Origin of the sequence: Pediococcus acidilactici DSM 20284 (genome assembly GCF_000146325.1) — a bacterium.
Taxonomy (GTDB): Bacteria; Bacillota; Bacilli; order Lactobacillales; family Lactobacillaceae; genus Pediococcus; species Pediococcus acidilactici.
The window spans coordinates 3747-17290 of record NZ_GL397067.1 but is presented as its reverse complement, the minus strand read 5'-3'; the positions used below and the strand labels follow the sequence as shown (position 1 = coordinate 17290).

Below are 13544 nucleotides of genomic sequence, written 5' to 3'. Positions count from 1 at the left end.
TTATTAAAGACTTTGCGTTATACTAAAACCACGAGGTGATCAAAATGCTTAAAATCAATCGACAAACTTTAAAAAGCCACTGGCCTGTGCGCCAAAAACAGAGCCATAAGGGCACTTATGGTCATTTATTATTAATTGCTGGAAACGCACAATACGGCGGGGCGGGAATTTTAGCCGCCTCCGCTGCCATTTACGCTGGGGGCGGTTTAGTAACCTTAGCAACCGCTAAAAATAATTTTACCGCGGTCCGCGCAACTTTAGCAGAAATCATGTTGATCGATTTTACCGACTTTGATCAACTTAGCCAATCCTTAGCAAACGCAACTGGTGTCGTGATTGGTCCTGGTTTGGGCACTGATTCTACTAGTCTGGCCGTCCTTAATTTTACCATGGCCCATATTGCCGAAGGAGTACCGTTAATAATTGACGGATCAGCAATCGATTTAGTAGCCCAACACGATTTGCGAGTTTCCCACCACCCGACAATTTACACGCCTCACCAAATGGAATGGCAACGCCTATCGGGAATTAAAATCGCGGACCAGTCGGTGGAGCGAAATCAAGCCGTAGTAGATCAATTAAACGCCACCGTCGTTTTAAAGCATTACCATACCGAAATTTACGCACCCGCCGCGCCGGTTGCCCAAATAATGGCTGGTAACCCCGGGATGGCAACTGGGGGCTCGGGCGATTCCTTAACCGGTATTTTACTTGCCTTAATTGCTCAAGCTAACTCGGTAAATGAAGGGGTTCGCTTGGGAACTTTCTTGCATAGTTATACGGCGGACCTCATTTACGAACATGAAGCAGTCGTGCTACCCCATCGGTTAATTTGCCGGCTACCTGCCGTTTTAAAACAGCTAAGCCAACCATAAGTTTTGCTAAATAAAAATACCAGTGATCAGGAATCTCTAAGCGCCCTTTCCAACAATTTTCTCAATTAGTTGGTTTTGCGTTTCGTACCTAACCACTGGTATTTTATTATTCTGTTTTTAATTTTTCAATTTCTTCATCGCTTAGTTCCCGATAGGTTCCCGGTAGCAAGCCTTCTTCTAACTGTAGCGGTCCAAAACTAATTCGTTTTAGGCTGACAACCCGTTCGCCAAGACTGCCAAACATCCGCCGCACCTGATGATACTTACCTTCCTTCAAGGTCACGTGAACGAGGGTTTGTTCATCCAGCGCGGAATAATTCAGGATGGTCAAGTCGGCCGGCTTTAATTGGGTACCGTCTTTCAAAACAATTCCGTCGGCAAACTGCTTAACTGCCGGATCGGTAATTTGGCCGGTCACCACGGCTTCGTACGTCTTTTGAACGTGCCGTTCGGGCGCTAACAGTTGGTGGGCTAAGGGGCCGTTGTTGGTAATCAATAATAACCCTTCGGTATCCTTATCAAGGCGGCCTACTGGGAAGAGATCCTTCCGAAAATCAACTTTATTAAATAAATCCATCACCGTCTTTTGCTTGCGGTCTTCCGTAGCGGTTACCACGCCAAGGGGTTTATTCATCATAAAGTAGAAGTACTGCTGATAAGTAATCACCTGTTCTCCCAAACGAACTTGGTCAACCACGGGGTCAACCTTCACCCGTCCAGATTTAGCCACCACGTCATTAACAAAAACGGCCTTTTCCTTAATTAATTTCCGAATCTGACTTCGAGTACCTACATTCATATCGTGCAAAAACTTATCAACTCGCACAGGATCCCCCCTACTTAATTTTAAGCATTCTTCGTAAGCCCGTAGCACGTCCGCCGATAATTTCATCAGCTAAGCGACTTTTAAGGACACAGACTACGTAAAAGAGCCCGCCTAACGTAGCCGCCACTAAAATCACGATCAGTGCTTGAACCTTATTAGCCGGATTCATCACTAGATACAACCCGTTGGTCACTACAAACGCAATGAAAAAGGTCCCAAAAGAATAAGTAATAATTTTCCCGATAAAGCCATTGATCTTATCATAATCTAACCCGTATTCACGGTTAATATGGCGTAAGATTAACCAGTTAACTACGGCAAATCCAATTGCGGTCGAAATTAGCGAACCCACTGCCGAGAAAATGGCTACCATCGGAAATTGGAAAATAAATTTAACGATCATCCCCACCACAAAATACTTCACAGCTAGGACGTTTTCGCCAATCCCTTGCATCACGGCAGAAATTACCGTAAACAATCCCAAGACGATTGCCACGTAGGAGTTGAACTGCAAAATTGCGGTACCCACGTCGCTGAGATGGTAAAACAAAGTGTAGGCCGGTTGGGCAACTGCTGCCATCCCTAAGGCGGACGGAATCATCAAAAAGGCAAATAGTAAAATTGAGTCCGCTACTTGTCGGCTAATTTCCGCCCGGTCCCCCCGGGTCTTGGCTTCCGATAAAATCGGCACTGACGTAACCGCTAGTGCAGATGCCAACGAAATTACAATCATTACTAATTTGTTAGCGTTAAAGGCGAAAATCGCAAACATGTTATTTAAAACGGTGGCCGAATAATCACTGACCGACCGCATAATCCGAAAGAAAGTGTATTGGTCAATCAACTGAAAAATTGTGATTGCTGAACCAATAATAATAAACGGAACTGCTTGCGCGATAATTTCTTTGTATAAACTAGTTGTCGATATCGCCAGGCCGTTCACACTATGTTGGGATAAATACCTTAGCCGCCTGCGATACTTAACAAAGTACCCAATCAACACCAGCAAACCGCCTAAGGCACCAATAAAGGCGGCAAACGTGGATTGGGCCACTCCGTAAACCCAGTCACCATGGTTTTTGTACATAATTAAGTACGCAGTTACCAACATATAGGCCACCCGCGCTAGTTGCTCAATAAATTGAGAAACCGCCGACGGCCCCATTTCTTGATATCCTTGGAAAAATCCCCGGGTCAAACTCATCGTGGGAATTACCAAAACGGCCCAAGCTAAGGCGTGGAGCACGGTAGTTACGTTTGGATCCCCGTCGTTTAAAAAGGGTGCTCCAAAGAACAAAATTGCCGCACAAACAACCCCCGTTCCTACCGATAGTAGTAACCCCCGCTTATACAAACGCTGACCTAACGCAAACTCGTTAATGGCGTTATAGTGGGCGACCTGTTTGGAAATTGCGGATGGGATTCCGGCAATTGCCGCGATCAAAAAGAAGCTATAGATATTATAGCCCTTGGTATACAGGGCGTTTGCTTGATCACTATAAACTCCAAACCAAATTACCCACGGGATAATATAAATCGCACCTAAAATTCGCGAAAAAATACTGCCCGCTGTCATCCAAGCCGACCCTTCCAGCATCTTAGCTTTGGAAGAAGAATTACCACTATTCTCCCTTAACGGTTGCGAGCCTAAGTATTGTGATTCCGCGGTATCAAATTCAGATGGTTTATCCATTTTAAAACCTACTTTCACTAGTCAATCTACATTATTTTAATACACTTAGCGACCCCCGACAATTAAATTTCAAAGACAATTACCTTTTGAATAGGAATCCAAATCGATCATAGATTTGAAAACTAGTTTTTCTTTAATCGCCAGACTTTTTAAAAAGACTTTTCAACTAAAAAGGGGTTAGAATCCACCCTGAATTCTAACCCCTAATTTAGTTTTTAACTACGTCGCGAATATAGCTTCGTTTCACACTAAACTTTATTTTGCAACGATGTTAACGATCTTATTCGGGATGACGATCACCTTTTTGATGTCTTTTTCCGCAGTCCATTGTTGGATGCGTTCATCCGCTAAAGCAATTTTTTCTAATTCAGCTTGGTCAAGGTCCTTTTCAACCTCTACCTTACTCCGTACTTTTCCGTTAACTTGTAGAATCACTTGCACGGTGTCCTGCACTAACTTACTTTCATCATAAGTTGGCCATGCTTCGTAAGTGATGGTTTCTTCATGACCCATGATTTGCCAAATTTCTTCGGCAACGTGTGGAACGATTGGCGAGAGTAACTTCACAAGGCCTTCCATGTATACCATTGGTAATGCGTCCGCCTTGTACGCTTCGTTAACAAAGACCATCATTTGCGAAATGGCAGTGTTAAAGCGCATGTTTTCGTAGTCTTCCGTAACCTTCTTAACCGTTTGGTTGTAAATCAAGTCTAACTTGTGGTCGTTAATCATCGTGATCCGGTCTCGCAAATGATTATTGTCGTCAATCATTAGCCGCCAAACCCGCTCGATCCACTTCCGACTACCATTCAAGCCTTCTTCACTCCAAGCCACGGATTCGGTCAACGGACCCATGAACATTTCGTAGAGCCGGAGAGTATCTGCGCCAAACCGTTCTACGATGTCGTCCGGGTTAACCACGTTACCTTTGGACTTAGACATTTTTTCATGGTTGCTTCCCAAGATCATCCCTTGGTTGACTAGTTTTTGGAACGGTTCCTTAGTTGGCACTACTCCAAGATCATAAAGAACCTTGTGCCAGAACCGAGCGTATAGCAAGTGAAGCACCGCGTGTTCTGCACCACCAACGTACAAGTCTACCGGTAACCATTCCTTGAGCAGATCTTCGTCGGCAATCTTGTTTTGGTTCTTAGGATCCACGTAGCGTAAGAAGTACCAGGAACTGCCTGCCCATTGTGGCATGGTGTTGGTTTCCCGCCGGCCTTTCCGTCCATTTTCGTCAACCACGTTCAACCAATCCTCTAAGTTAGCGAGTGGACTTTCACCCGTACCAGAAGGTTTGATATTGTCCGTAGCAGGTAACCGTAACGGAAGTTCATCTTCAGGAACCAGCGTAGTTTCGCCGTCTTCCCAATGAATTACCGGAATTGGTTCGCCCCAGTAGCGTTGGCGAGAGAAGACCCAGTCGCGCAACCGGTAGTTAACCTTTTTATGACCAGCTCCGTGTTCTTCTAACCAATCCAGCATTTTATCAATAGCTTCTTGCTTGTTTAAACCATCTAAGAAACCAGAATTAATGTGTGGGCCATCGCCGGTATAAGCTTCTTCATCAAGGTTACCGCCGCCGATAACTGGCACAATGTCAATCTTGAACTTTCTAGCGAATTCGTAATCACGAGGATCATGAGCTGGAACCGCCATCACCGCTCCGGTACCGTACGAAGCCAATACGTAATCCGCAATCCAAATTGGAATTTTCTTGCCGTTAACGGGGTTAACTGCGTAACTACCAGTGAAGACTCCGGTCTTGTCCTTATTCAAATCGGTCCGTTCCAAGTCTGACTTAGTCGCGACCGCTTGCTTGTATTCTTCAACCGCTGCCTTGCTTTCAAGGGTGGTCAATTGGTCAACTAGCGGGTGTTCTGGCGAAATAACTAAGTACGTTGCCCCATACAAAGTGTCAGCACGGGTGGTAAAGATTTCGATCTTTTGGTCACTGTCTTCCACATCAAAGAAGACGCTGGCCCCAATCGAACGACCAATCCAATTCTTTTGCATTTCCTTAATGCTGTCAGGCCAATCTACTAAATCTAAGTCATCGATCAACCGGTCTGCGTAAGCAGTGATTTTTAAGATCCATTGTTTCATTGGCTTCCGGTAAACTGGGAACCCACCGCGTTCAGTCTTTCCGTTCACCACTTCTTCGTTAGCCACAACCGTACCACCCATTAAGTCGGGCGCCCAGTTAACCAACGTTTCTTTTTCGTAAGCCAACCCTTTTTTGTAGAGTTGTTCAAAAATCCATTGGGTCCACTTGTAATATTCGGGATCGGTCGTGTTAACTTCCCGTGACCAATCGTATGAAAAACCTAGGGACTGGATTTGCCGTTTAAAGTTCTTAATATTGTGCGCAGTAAAGTCCTTCGGGTTGTTCCCCGTCTTCATTGCGTATTGTTCGGCAGGTAATCCAAAGGCATCCCACCCCATTGGATGTAATACCTTGTATCCTTGCATCCGCTTCATCCGGGACATAATATCTGTAGCAGTATAGCCTTCAGGATGGCCCACGTGCAGTCCTTGCCCAGATGGGTATGGGAACATATCTAAAGCATAGTACTTCGGCTTTTGTTCACTTTCAACCGTTTTAAAAGTCTCGTGTTTTTGCCAATAGCGTTGCCACTTAGGTTCAATTTCTTTATGATTGTAAGCCATATTTTCCTCCATTAATTATTTACTGGTTGCTTCCGGATTAATTTAACCGTGCTTGGTAGCCATTGCTAGATGAATTGGCGAATTTTTTAAAATAAAAAAGCCTAAAGACTCTCAAAAAGAATCTTTAGGACGAAAATTTCCGCGGTACCACCTAGTTTTGCTAACGCACACTCAAATCCATAACGCGGAACACGCCATCCCCTACTTAAAGTTCAAGGACAGATTTACAAAGACGAGTTCACTAAAAGTTACTCCGGATTCACACCAACCATCCGTTCTCTGACAGTAATCTTTTAGTTACTACTTCTTTAACCAGTAATATTTAGATAGCATTATCATAACAGTAACTACCAACGATTACAACTAGATATGGTAAAATTAATCTTAATTGCTAAAGGAGAATGAAATGCGATTTAAAAAGTTTGGTTGGTTAATTTTAAACTGGTTACCCCTGCTAGGTCTGCTGACCTTAGTTATCTCGGTCAGCAACCGTTGGAATTGGGTACATACATACGACCGTTATCTACAAAAAATCATTCACGGCTGGCAAAGTCCGGGGCTAACCCCGCTGGTCAAAATTTATACCCAATTGGGGAACGCAAAACCCTTCATTTTTATCAGCATCGTGATCTTAGGAATGCTGCTATGGCGAGGATTCGACCGCTTAGCCGCCTTCTTCCTTGCAAACGTGGTGCTCGGCAACGCGATCAACCACCTGATTAAACTTTGGATTCAGCGTCCCCGCCCACATTTTCGTTTAATCACGATTGGGGGGTACAGTTTTCCCAGCGGGCATTCAGTGGCGGCAATGCTGCTATTTGGCAGTTTAATTTTCATCACTACCCAAACGGTCTGCTCCCCTAAATGGCGGATTAGCTGGATCTTAACTTGCATAATCCTGATGCTCCTTCTGGGATTATCACGCGTCTACCTAAACGTCCATTATCCCAGCGACGTTACGGCTGGACTACTACTGGGTTTGGTAATCTTGCAAACCACCCACTGGATATTTTATCGAAAGAAGGAATCCCAACATGCTTGATAACGCAATGCAGTACAGCCACCGGTTGTTGGCAGAGGTCGTACAACCTGGTGACCACGTTGTTGACGCAACCATGGGCAACGGTCACGACACCCTTTTCTTGGCCAATTTAGTACAATCACAAGGACAAGTGTTCAGTTTTGACATCCAAGCAGCGGCCCTATCCGCGACGGAAGCACGGTTAGAAAAGCAGTTGCCTGATCACCAACACGTGCAACTAATCCAAGACAGTCACGACCAATTGACACAATACGTGGATACCCCGATTTCCGGTGCCGTTTTTAACCTCGGCTACCTGCCTGGTGGTGACAAGCAAATCATCACCCATTCGGCTTCTACCATTGCGGCAGTACAACAATGCCTGCAACTATTAAAGGTTGGCGGTCGGGTCGTTCTAGTTTGTTATTACGGCCATCCCGGAGGTGCCGCTGAATTAGCTAAATTGCTTGAGTTTACTGCAAATTTAGATCAACACCAATTTACCTGTTTACGCTACGAATTCATTAACCAAGTCCATCAACCGCCAATCCTATTGGCAATTGAACGACGAAAATAATTCTTTATATAAAAATGGGAAAGCATCCCTTCTGCAACTTTAATATCGTTGCTAGAAGTGGAGTACTTTCCCATTTTTGTTATTTATTTTTTTGCGTACGCGGCCGACTAAACGCATTAATTACGATTGCAACAATAATCAAAATGAAACCGCAAATGTAAATGTTGTGTAACGCGCTGTATAAAATGTCGCGCAACGTCGGTAATAAATTAGCCGGTAGCTGTTTAGCAGTTTGTGGATTAATTACCTGATTCATCATCGTCATGTTAATCCGAGGATGGTGGGCAATGCCCATGTTGATCGTGCCGTTCATAATGATGCCAAATACGGACATCATGATGGTCTGACCCAACGTTTTTGCCAAGGTATTAAACGAGGTCGCCACCCCGATTCGATCCTTCGAAACTAGTTGCTGGGAGATTACCAAAGTCGATGTAATCGTAATCCCAAACCCTACTCCTAAAATGGCTGCGATAAAGAAGAAGGCGACGAACGGTGTTGAAGCAGGAATTACTGCTAATAAGAAGCTTCCGATTGCTAAGATAGTTAAGCTGATTCGCAAAATTTGGTTGGCCTTTAGTTTAACTAGCATCTTGCCAGCTAAAAAGGAACCAAAGATCCATAACACGGAGCTAGGCGTTACCGCAAATCCAGCTAACGAAGCGGGTAATCCCAAAATTCCCTGCGTCCAAGTTGGTAAATAGACTTCAAATCCGATCAACAATCCCGATACTAGCATGGTCGCAACGTTTTGAATAACAAACGTCCGGTCGTTGAACAAGTCGAGGAAAATAATCGGATCTTCCGCACGTCGTTCCTGCCGAATAAAGAGCGCGCCGGCCACCACGAAGATGATAAATGACAATCCCAAAATTAATTTAGAAGCGGTGCTTTCTCCTAACAACTGGAAGCCGTACATTAAGCCCAATAGTGACAACATTAGCCATACGCTGCCCCAATAGTCGATCTTTTTGCGGTGAACGCTAACTTCTTCTTTCAGGTAAAGCTGGATTAGGATAATTGTAATAATCCCAATTGGCACGTTAATAAAGAAAATCCAGTGCCAACTAAGGTTATCAACGATAAAGCCCCCTAATAGCGGAGCAATGATTGAGGCAATTCCCCAAGCAGAACCGTTAAGTCCCATTACCTTCGCGCGCTTTTCCAAAGAATAAATATCCGCGATAATCGTGTTGGAAACTGGCATGATTGAACCAGCCCCAATTCCCTGTAAAGCACGCCAAATAATTAACGTAGTCATCGAGTGAGCTAACCCACTTAACATTGAACCGATCAAAAAAATGATAATCCCAATTATAAAAACGCGTTTGCGTCCAAAAATATCAGATAATTTCCCGTAGATGGGGGTAAAAATTGCGTTCGTCAATAAGAAGATTGAAATTACCCAATTCATCAAATTAACTCCGTGCAAGTCCCCCACAATGGTTGGCATCGCGGTTGAAACGATCGTTCCTTCAATTGCCGACATAAAGGTGGCAACAAAAATCGCAACCGTGACCAACGCAACATTTGTTTGCTTTTTCTTCATCATAACCTCACGTTTAAAATGTTCATTTTTATTTACAGTAATAATATAAAACAAGGCTGGGAAAAATTCCCAGCCTCTCCACAAATTTTTGTGCACCCTTTTAAACGATTACTTTAAAGAAACGCCATTTTAAAGTCCGTGATGCACCGGGTTTTTTCCCGTTTAAATTATTGATTTATTTTTGGAAAAATGCTTTTAACTCAGCAACCTTATCAGTCTTTTCCCATGGAAGATCCACGTCGGTCCGCCCAAAATGACCGTAAGCAGCCGTTTGTTTGTAAATTGGCCGTTTTAAGTCAAGCATTTCAATAATGCCGGCTGGACGAAGGTCGAAGATTTGCCGTACTGCCTTAGTAAGGGCTTCTTCAGAAACTTTACCAGTTCCAAACGTGTCCACCATTACTGAAACAGGTTCAGCAACCCCGATGGCGTAAGCAATTTGAACTTCCGCCTTCTTAGCTAAGCCAGCTGCCACAATATTTTTAGCAATGTAACGAGCAGCGTAACTTGCAGAACGGTCTACCTTGGTTGCGTCCTTTCCAGAGAAAGCGCCCCCGCCATGGTGAGCTGCCCCACCATAGGTATCAACGATGATTTTACGACCGGTTAATCCTGCGTCTCCTTGGGGACCACCAATTACGAAGCGACCGGTAGGGTTAATGTAGAAGTTAGTCTTTTCATCGAGCAGTTCAGCTGGAATAACTTCCTTAATAACTTTTTCGATAACGTCTTTGCGAATTTGCTCTAAAGTTACGTCAGGATCGTGTTGGGTACTTAACACGACCGTGTCAACCCGCACTGGTTGATCATTGTCGTCGTATTCAACGGTAACTTCGGCCTTGGCATCGGGACGAAGATAACTAATGACCTGTTCTTTACGTAACTTAGCAATCCGTTGCATCAAATGATGGCTAAGCATGATTGGCAACGGCATTAATTCCTTAGTTTCGTCAGTAGCGTAACCAAACATGAGTCCTTGGTCACCGGCACCAATCCGGTTAAGCCGGTCTTCGTGTCCTTCGCGTGTTTCAAGCGAATCGTCCACCCCTTGGGCAATATCTGGCGATTGTTCATCAATGGCAACGATTACCGCACAGTTTTCGCCGTCAAAGCCATATTCGCCACCAACGTAGCCAATGTCCTTAATCGTTTTCCGAACGACCTTTTGGATATCAATGTAAGCAGTCGTGGAGATTTCACCAACCACCACTACCAAACCCGTGGTTACGGTCGTTTCACAAGCAACCCGAGCATCTGGATCATTTTTCAATAGTTCGTCTAAAATTGCATCACTAATTTGATCCGCAATTTTATCTGGATGTCCTTCAGAAACGGATTCTGAAGTAAATAAATGTCTTTCTGACATGTTAATTCCCCCTAAATTAATTTCGGTTACAAGGATCTTTTGGATATCGAATCCTATCGGGAACACTAGTAACTTATTAAGTTTAGCATAATCGTTCTTTCTTTTAAAGTTAGGTTGACGCTTCATCTAGTTTTGGATACGATTGAACACAGAGAAGATAAGGAGTTTTTCATGGATAAGATAAAAATACCTAAAATTAATTATCACGTTGACCGGAAAAGCTATTTACCAGCGATTTTGGCGGTTATCCTAACTAGCACCGTTTGGTATTTTAGCAGTCACTTTAGTTCGGAGCCTTTCAAACATAATTTAACGGTCCAAATCATCTTTTTCTTAGCAAGCTTTATGGCTAATTTCATTACTTTTGACCAATTAACGAATAAAACCAATTTGCGACTAATTGCTCCACTGGCCGTAATTCCAGTTGCGTTCTTTATCATTTTATTAGTCAGTAAGGAGCGTTACGTTTCTCTTCTAGGGTTGCTAACTTTGGTACCGTTTATCTCCGTTTTTTTACCTTTTCAAGGCAAAAACGGCGTAGGACTAATTAGTTTTGCGTTTAGCATTAGCGTTTTAAGTCCGATTGCCTTTTTCTATATTCGTAACGCATTTGTTAGCAGCATGTTTTTGAAGACTTGCTTATTATTGTGCTTAGTTTTTTTGATGATTCTATTCTCCGTTTTCGTGGCGCATCCCGAACAGTTTATCTATCTAGAAATTGGGCTATTGGTGGTCATCACCATTTTCAGCTTTGTACTATTTAAACAATGGAGCGCAGTACTTTACCCAATGATTGGCATATTGGGTTGGTATCTTCCCCGGGTTAAGCTTCCCCGCAATTTTATTTTGCTAGTTTTAATCATTTTAATCTGTGTCACCTTTTTATTTACAGCCGGTCATTAATTAATTAGCCATTAGTAATCAGTATTCTGGTTGCTAATGGTTTTTTATTGTTTAAAATATCTTGCTTATGTGAAAGGCTCACCTTCCTATATAAAGTATTGCAACGTGCAATCGATAGATATAGTAAAGCAACTAGGATTAATCGCCGTGTTTTCGATTATTAATCCTAGTTTTGCCAATTTAGACAGCTTACCTGGTTCTTCCATATCTCACTTGGAACTTTTCTACAATACAAAAAAACCATCCGTTTAATAAACGAATGGCATTTTCTTAAGTCTCTTTCAAAGACGGTCCTAACGAGACTCGAACTCGTGATCTCCTGCGTGACAGGCAGGCGTCCTAACCAACTAGACCATAGGACCAATTAATTGCGGGAGCAGGATTTGAACCTACGACCTTCGGGTTATGAGCCCGACGAGCTACCAGACTGCTCCATCCCGCGATAATATTAATATAAATATGACAAAAAATGACCCGTACGGGATTCGAACCCATGTTACTGCCGTGAAAGGGCAGTGTCTTAACCACTTGACCAACGGGTCATACTTATAATAAGAACTAACGGAGAAGGAGGGATTCGAACCCTCGCGCCGCTTGCGCGACCTACACCCTTAGCAGGGGCGCCTCTTCAGCCACTTGAGTACTTCTCCAAATGGGCCTAAATGGACTCGAACCATCGACCTCACGCTTATCAGGCGTGCGCTCTAACCAGCTGAGCTATAGGCCCATACTTAAAGCGGGTGACGAGAATCGAACTCGCGACAACAGCTTGGAAGGCTGTGGTTTTACCACTAAACTACACCCGCAAAATAATTATTAAATTTTCAATGGCGCGGGACAGAATCGAACTGCCGACACATGGAGCTTCAATCCATTGCTCTACCGACTGAGCTACCGAGCCATTACGGTCCTAACGAGACTCGAACTCGTGATCTCCTGCGTGACAGGCAGGCGTCCTAACCAACTAGACCATAGGACCATAATTGCGGGAGCAGGATTTGAACCTACGACCTTCGGGTTATGAGCCCGACGAGCTACCAGACTGCTCCATCCCGCGATAATTAAAAAGGAGGATGAGAGATTCGAACTCTCGCGTGGTTTGACCCACCTGACGGTTTTCAAGACCGTTCCCTTCAGCCAGACTTGGGTAATCCTCCATAATACAAATATACGTTTCACTGCCCTTACTAACAAAAATGCTAGATGGACCTTGTAGGACTCGAACCTACGACCGAACGGTTATGAGCCGTTTGCTCTAACCAACTGAGCTAAAGGTCCAAGTTCGTATATTAACCCTATCGCGGCGGAGGGGATCGAACCCCCGACCTCCCGGGTATGAACCGGACGCTCTAGCCAGCTGAGCTACACCGCGATCTATTTAATTAATAAATGTTTATCAACATTTAATCGGGAAGACAGGATTCGAACCTGCGACCCCCTGGTCCCAAACCAGGTGCTCTACCAAGCTGAGCTACTTCCCGTTTAAAACAATGCACCCAGTAGGAGTCGAACCTACAACCTTCTGATTCGTAGTCAGACACTCTATCCAGTTGCGCTATGGGTGCAATACAAATGCCGAGGACCGGGATCGAACCGGTACGGTCATCACTGACCGCAGGATTTTAAGTCCTGTGCGTCTGCCAATTCCGCCACCCCGGCATTTTATAAAAGTAGTAAATACTTACTACGAAGCGGAAGACGGGATTCGAACCCGCGACCCCCACCATGGCAAGGTGATGTTCTACCACTGAACTACTTCCGCATGATCGATATGCCGACTAGAGGATTCGAACCTCCGACCCTCTGTTTACAAGACAGATGCTCTGCCAACTGAGCTAAGTCGGCATTACCTTTATATAATGCCATATATTCAATTATATGTCACAGCACTTTTAGTGCTATGAGCCGTGACAGGCTCGAACTGTCGACCCTCTGATTAAAAGTCAGATGCTCTACCAACTGAGCTAACGGCTCAAGATAATGGAGGATACAGGGCTCGAACCTGTGACCTCCTGCTTGTAAGGCAGATGCTCTCCCAACTGAGCTAATCCTCCATAATTA

9 protein-coding genes, 19 tRNA genes, 1 riboswitch and 1 other annotated feature are annotated in these 13544 nt (G+C 44.2%); of the genes, 4 read left to right on the top strand and 24 right to left on the bottom strand.

The window, feature by feature from the left end; all coding sequences use genetic code 11:
- The first annotated feature begins 44 nt into the window (after window positions 1-44).
- Window positions 45-875: an NAD(P)H-hydrate dehydratase gene (locus HMPREF0623_RS00150; protein ID WP_004165589.1), complete on the top strand. Its 831-nt coding sequence runs from the start codon at window positions 45-47 to the stop codon at window positions 873-875.
- 106 nt (window positions 876-981) lie between these two features.
- On the opposite strand, the gene HMPREF0623_RS00145 is transcribed toward HMPREF0623_RS00150, so the two are convergent.
- The 3 genes from HMPREF0623_RS00145 to leuS all read right to left on the bottom strand — a co-directional run bounded on the left by HMPREF0623_RS00145 (window position 982) and on the right by leuS (window position 6067).
- Complete coding sequence (locus HMPREF0623_RS00145) at window positions 982-1701, bottom strand: pseudouridine synthase (RefSeq protein WP_004165588.1); 720 nt, start codon at window positions 1699-1701, stop codon at window positions 982-984.
- Between the two features lie 10 nt (window positions 1702-1711).
- Window positions 1712-3394 carry a putative polysaccharide biosynthesis protein gene (locus HMPREF0623_RS00140; protein ID WP_004165587.1) on the bottom strand — a complete coding sequence of 561 codons (1683 nt, stop codon included), beginning with the start codon at window positions 3392-3394 and terminating at the stop codon, window positions 1712-1714.
- A 255-nt stretch (window positions 3395-3649) separates the two neighbouring features.
- Window positions 3650-6067 carry a leucine--tRNA ligase gene (leuS, locus tag HMPREF0623_RS00135; RefSeq protein ID WP_002830673.1) on the bottom strand — a complete coding sequence of 806 codons (2418 nt, stop codon included), beginning with the start codon at window positions 6065-6067 and terminating at the stop codon, window positions 3650-3652.
- A 122-nt stretch (window positions 6068-6189) separates the two neighbouring features.
- Window positions 6190-6392 (bottom strand) — a binding site (T-box leader).
- An 81-nt stretch (window positions 6393-6473) separates the two neighbouring features.
- Here leuS and HMPREF0623_RS00130 point away from each other — a divergent pair.
- Together HMPREF0623_RS00130 and mnmM are read left to right on the top strand one after the other, a co-directional pair.
- Complete coding sequence (locus HMPREF0623_RS00130) at window positions 6474-7109, top strand: phosphatase PAP2 family protein (protein ID WP_004165585.1); 636 nt, start codon at window positions 6474-6476, stop codon at window positions 7107-7109.
- Window positions 7102-7665, top strand: coding sequence for a tRNA 5-(aminomethyl)-2-thiouridylate-methyltransferase MnmM (gene mnmM / locus HMPREF0623_RS00125; RefSeq protein ID WP_004165584.1), 564 nt, complete (start codon window positions 7102-7104; stop codon window positions 7663-7665). Before HMPREF0623_RS00130 ends, mnmM begins: the two co-directional genes overlap by 8 nt.
- A 79-nt stretch (window positions 7666-7744) precedes the next feature.
- Here the strand turns inward: mnmM and HMPREF0623_RS00120 are convergent, their stop codons facing one another.
- Together HMPREF0623_RS00120 and metK are read right to left on the bottom strand one after the other, a co-directional pair.
- A complete protein-coding gene (locus HMPREF0623_RS00120; RefSeq protein ID WP_036671172.1) occupies window positions 7745-9214 on the bottom strand; it encodes an MDR family MFS transporter in 1470 nt (489 codons plus the stop codon).
- 175 nt (window positions 9215-9389) lie between these two features.
- A complete protein-coding gene (metK, locus tag HMPREF0623_RS00115) occupies window positions 9390-10580 on the bottom strand; it encodes a methionine adenosyltransferase (RefSeq protein ID WP_002830669.1) in 1191 nt (396 codons plus the stop codon).
- Window positions 10578-10657, bottom strand: a riboswitch (SMK box riboswitch). (Overlaps the previous gene by 3 nt.)
- Before the next feature lie 94 nt (window positions 10658-10751).
- Here metK and HMPREF0623_RS00110 point away from each other — a divergent pair.
- Complete coding sequence (locus HMPREF0623_RS00110) at window positions 10752-11483, top strand: hypothetical protein (RefSeq protein ID WP_036671170.1); 732 nt, start codon at window positions 10752-10754, stop codon at window positions 11481-11483.
- A 288-nt stretch (window positions 11484-11771) separates the two neighbouring features.
- Here the strand turns inward: HMPREF0623_RS00110 and HMPREF0623_RS00105 are convergent.
- The 19 genes from HMPREF0623_RS00105 to HMPREF0623_RS00015 form a co-directional block, all read right to left on the bottom strand.
- Window positions 11772-11845, bottom strand: a tRNA-Asp gene (locus HMPREF0623_RS00105).
- Between the two features lie 6 nt (window positions 11846-11851).
- Window positions 11852-11925 (bottom strand) — tRNA-Met (locus HMPREF0623_RS00100).
- 28 nt (window positions 11926-11953) lie between these two features.
- Window positions 11954-12025 (bottom strand) — tRNA-Glu (locus tag HMPREF0623_RS00095).
- 20 nt (window positions 12026-12045) lie between these two features.
- Window positions 12046-12133: transfer RNA gene (locus tag HMPREF0623_RS00090), tRNA-Ser, on the bottom strand.
- Window positions 12134-12136: 3 nt separating this feature from the next.
- Window positions 12137-12210: transfer RNA gene (locus tag HMPREF0623_RS00085), tRNA-Ile, on the bottom strand.
- An 8-nt stretch (window positions 12211-12218) separates the two neighbouring features.
- Window positions 12219-12289 (bottom strand) — tRNA-Gly (locus HMPREF0623_RS00080).
- Window positions 12290-12311: 22 nt separating this feature from the next.
- A tRNA-Phe gene (locus tag HMPREF0623_RS00075) sits at window positions 12312-12384 on the bottom strand.
- Window positions 12385-12388: 4 nt separating this feature from the next.
- A tRNA-Asp gene (locus tag HMPREF0623_RS00070) sits at window positions 12389-12462 on the bottom strand.
- A gap of 4 nt (window positions 12463-12466) precedes the next feature.
- Window positions 12467-12540: transfer RNA gene (locus HMPREF0623_RS00065), tRNA-Met, on the bottom strand.
- Between the two features lie 10 nt (window positions 12541-12550).
- Window positions 12551-12640 (bottom strand) — tRNA-Ser (locus tag HMPREF0623_RS00060).
- 47 nt (window positions 12641-12687) lie between these two features.
- Window positions 12688-12761: transfer RNA gene (locus HMPREF0623_RS00055), tRNA-Ile, on the bottom strand.
- A 20-nt stretch (window positions 12762-12781) separates the two neighbouring features.
- Window positions 12782-12855 (bottom strand) — tRNA-Met (locus tag HMPREF0623_RS00050).
- Between the two features lie 35 nt (window positions 12856-12890).
- A tRNA-Pro gene (locus tag HMPREF0623_RS00045) sits at window positions 12891-12964 on the bottom strand.
- Between the two features lie 10 nt (window positions 12965-12974).
- Window positions 12975-13048 (bottom strand) — tRNA-Arg (locus HMPREF0623_RS00040).
- Window positions 13049-13056: 8 nt separating this feature from the next.
- Window positions 13057-13142 (bottom strand) — tRNA-Leu (locus tag HMPREF0623_RS00035).
- 31 nt (window positions 13143-13173) lie between these two features.
- A tRNA-Gly gene (locus HMPREF0623_RS00030) sits at window positions 13174-13245 on the bottom strand.
- Between the two features lie 10 nt (window positions 13246-13255).
- Window positions 13256-13328: transfer RNA gene (locus HMPREF0623_RS00025), tRNA-Thr, on the bottom strand.
- 56 nt (window positions 13329-13384) lie between these two features.
- Window positions 13385-13457: transfer RNA gene (locus HMPREF0623_RS00020), tRNA-Lys, on the bottom strand.
- A gap of 7 nt (window positions 13458-13464) precedes the next feature.
- Window positions 13465-13537, bottom strand: a tRNA-Val gene (locus HMPREF0623_RS00015).
- Window positions 13538-13544 lie beyond the last annotated feature (7 nt).

Bases quoted from the DNA above. Each gene is read 5' to 3' on its own strand.
- HMPREF0623_RS00150 (WP_004165589.1), top strand. From the start codon at position 45: ATGCTTAAAATCAATCGACAAACTTTAAAAAGCCACTGGCCTGTGCGC.
- HMPREF0623_RS00140 (WP_004165587.1), bottom strand. From the start codon at position 3,394: ATGGATAAACCATCTGAATTTGATACCGCGGAATCACAATACTTAGGC.
- leuS (WP_002830673.1), bottom strand. From the start codon at position 6,067: ATGGCTTACAATCATAAAGAAATTGAACCTAAGTGGCAACGCTATTGG.
- HMPREF0623_RS00130 (WP_004165585.1), top strand. From the start codon at position 6,474: ATGCGATTTAAAAAGTTTGGTTGGTTAATTTTAAACTGGTTACCCCTG.
- mnmM (WP_004165584.1), top strand. From the start codon at position 7,102: ATGCTTGATAACGCAATGCAGTACAGCCACCGGTTGTTGGCAGAGGTC.
- HMPREF0623_RS00120 (WP_036671172.1), bottom strand. From the start codon at position 9,214: ATGAAGAAAAAGCAAACAAATGTTGCGTTGGTCACGGTTGCGATTTTT.
- metK (WP_002830669.1), bottom strand. From the start codon at position 10,580: ATGTCAGAAAGACATTTATTTACTTCAGAATCCGTTTCTGAAGGACAT.
- HMPREF0623_RS00110 (WP_036671170.1), top strand. From the start codon at position 10,752: ATGGATAAGATAAAAATACCTAAAATTAATTATCACGTTGACCGGAAA.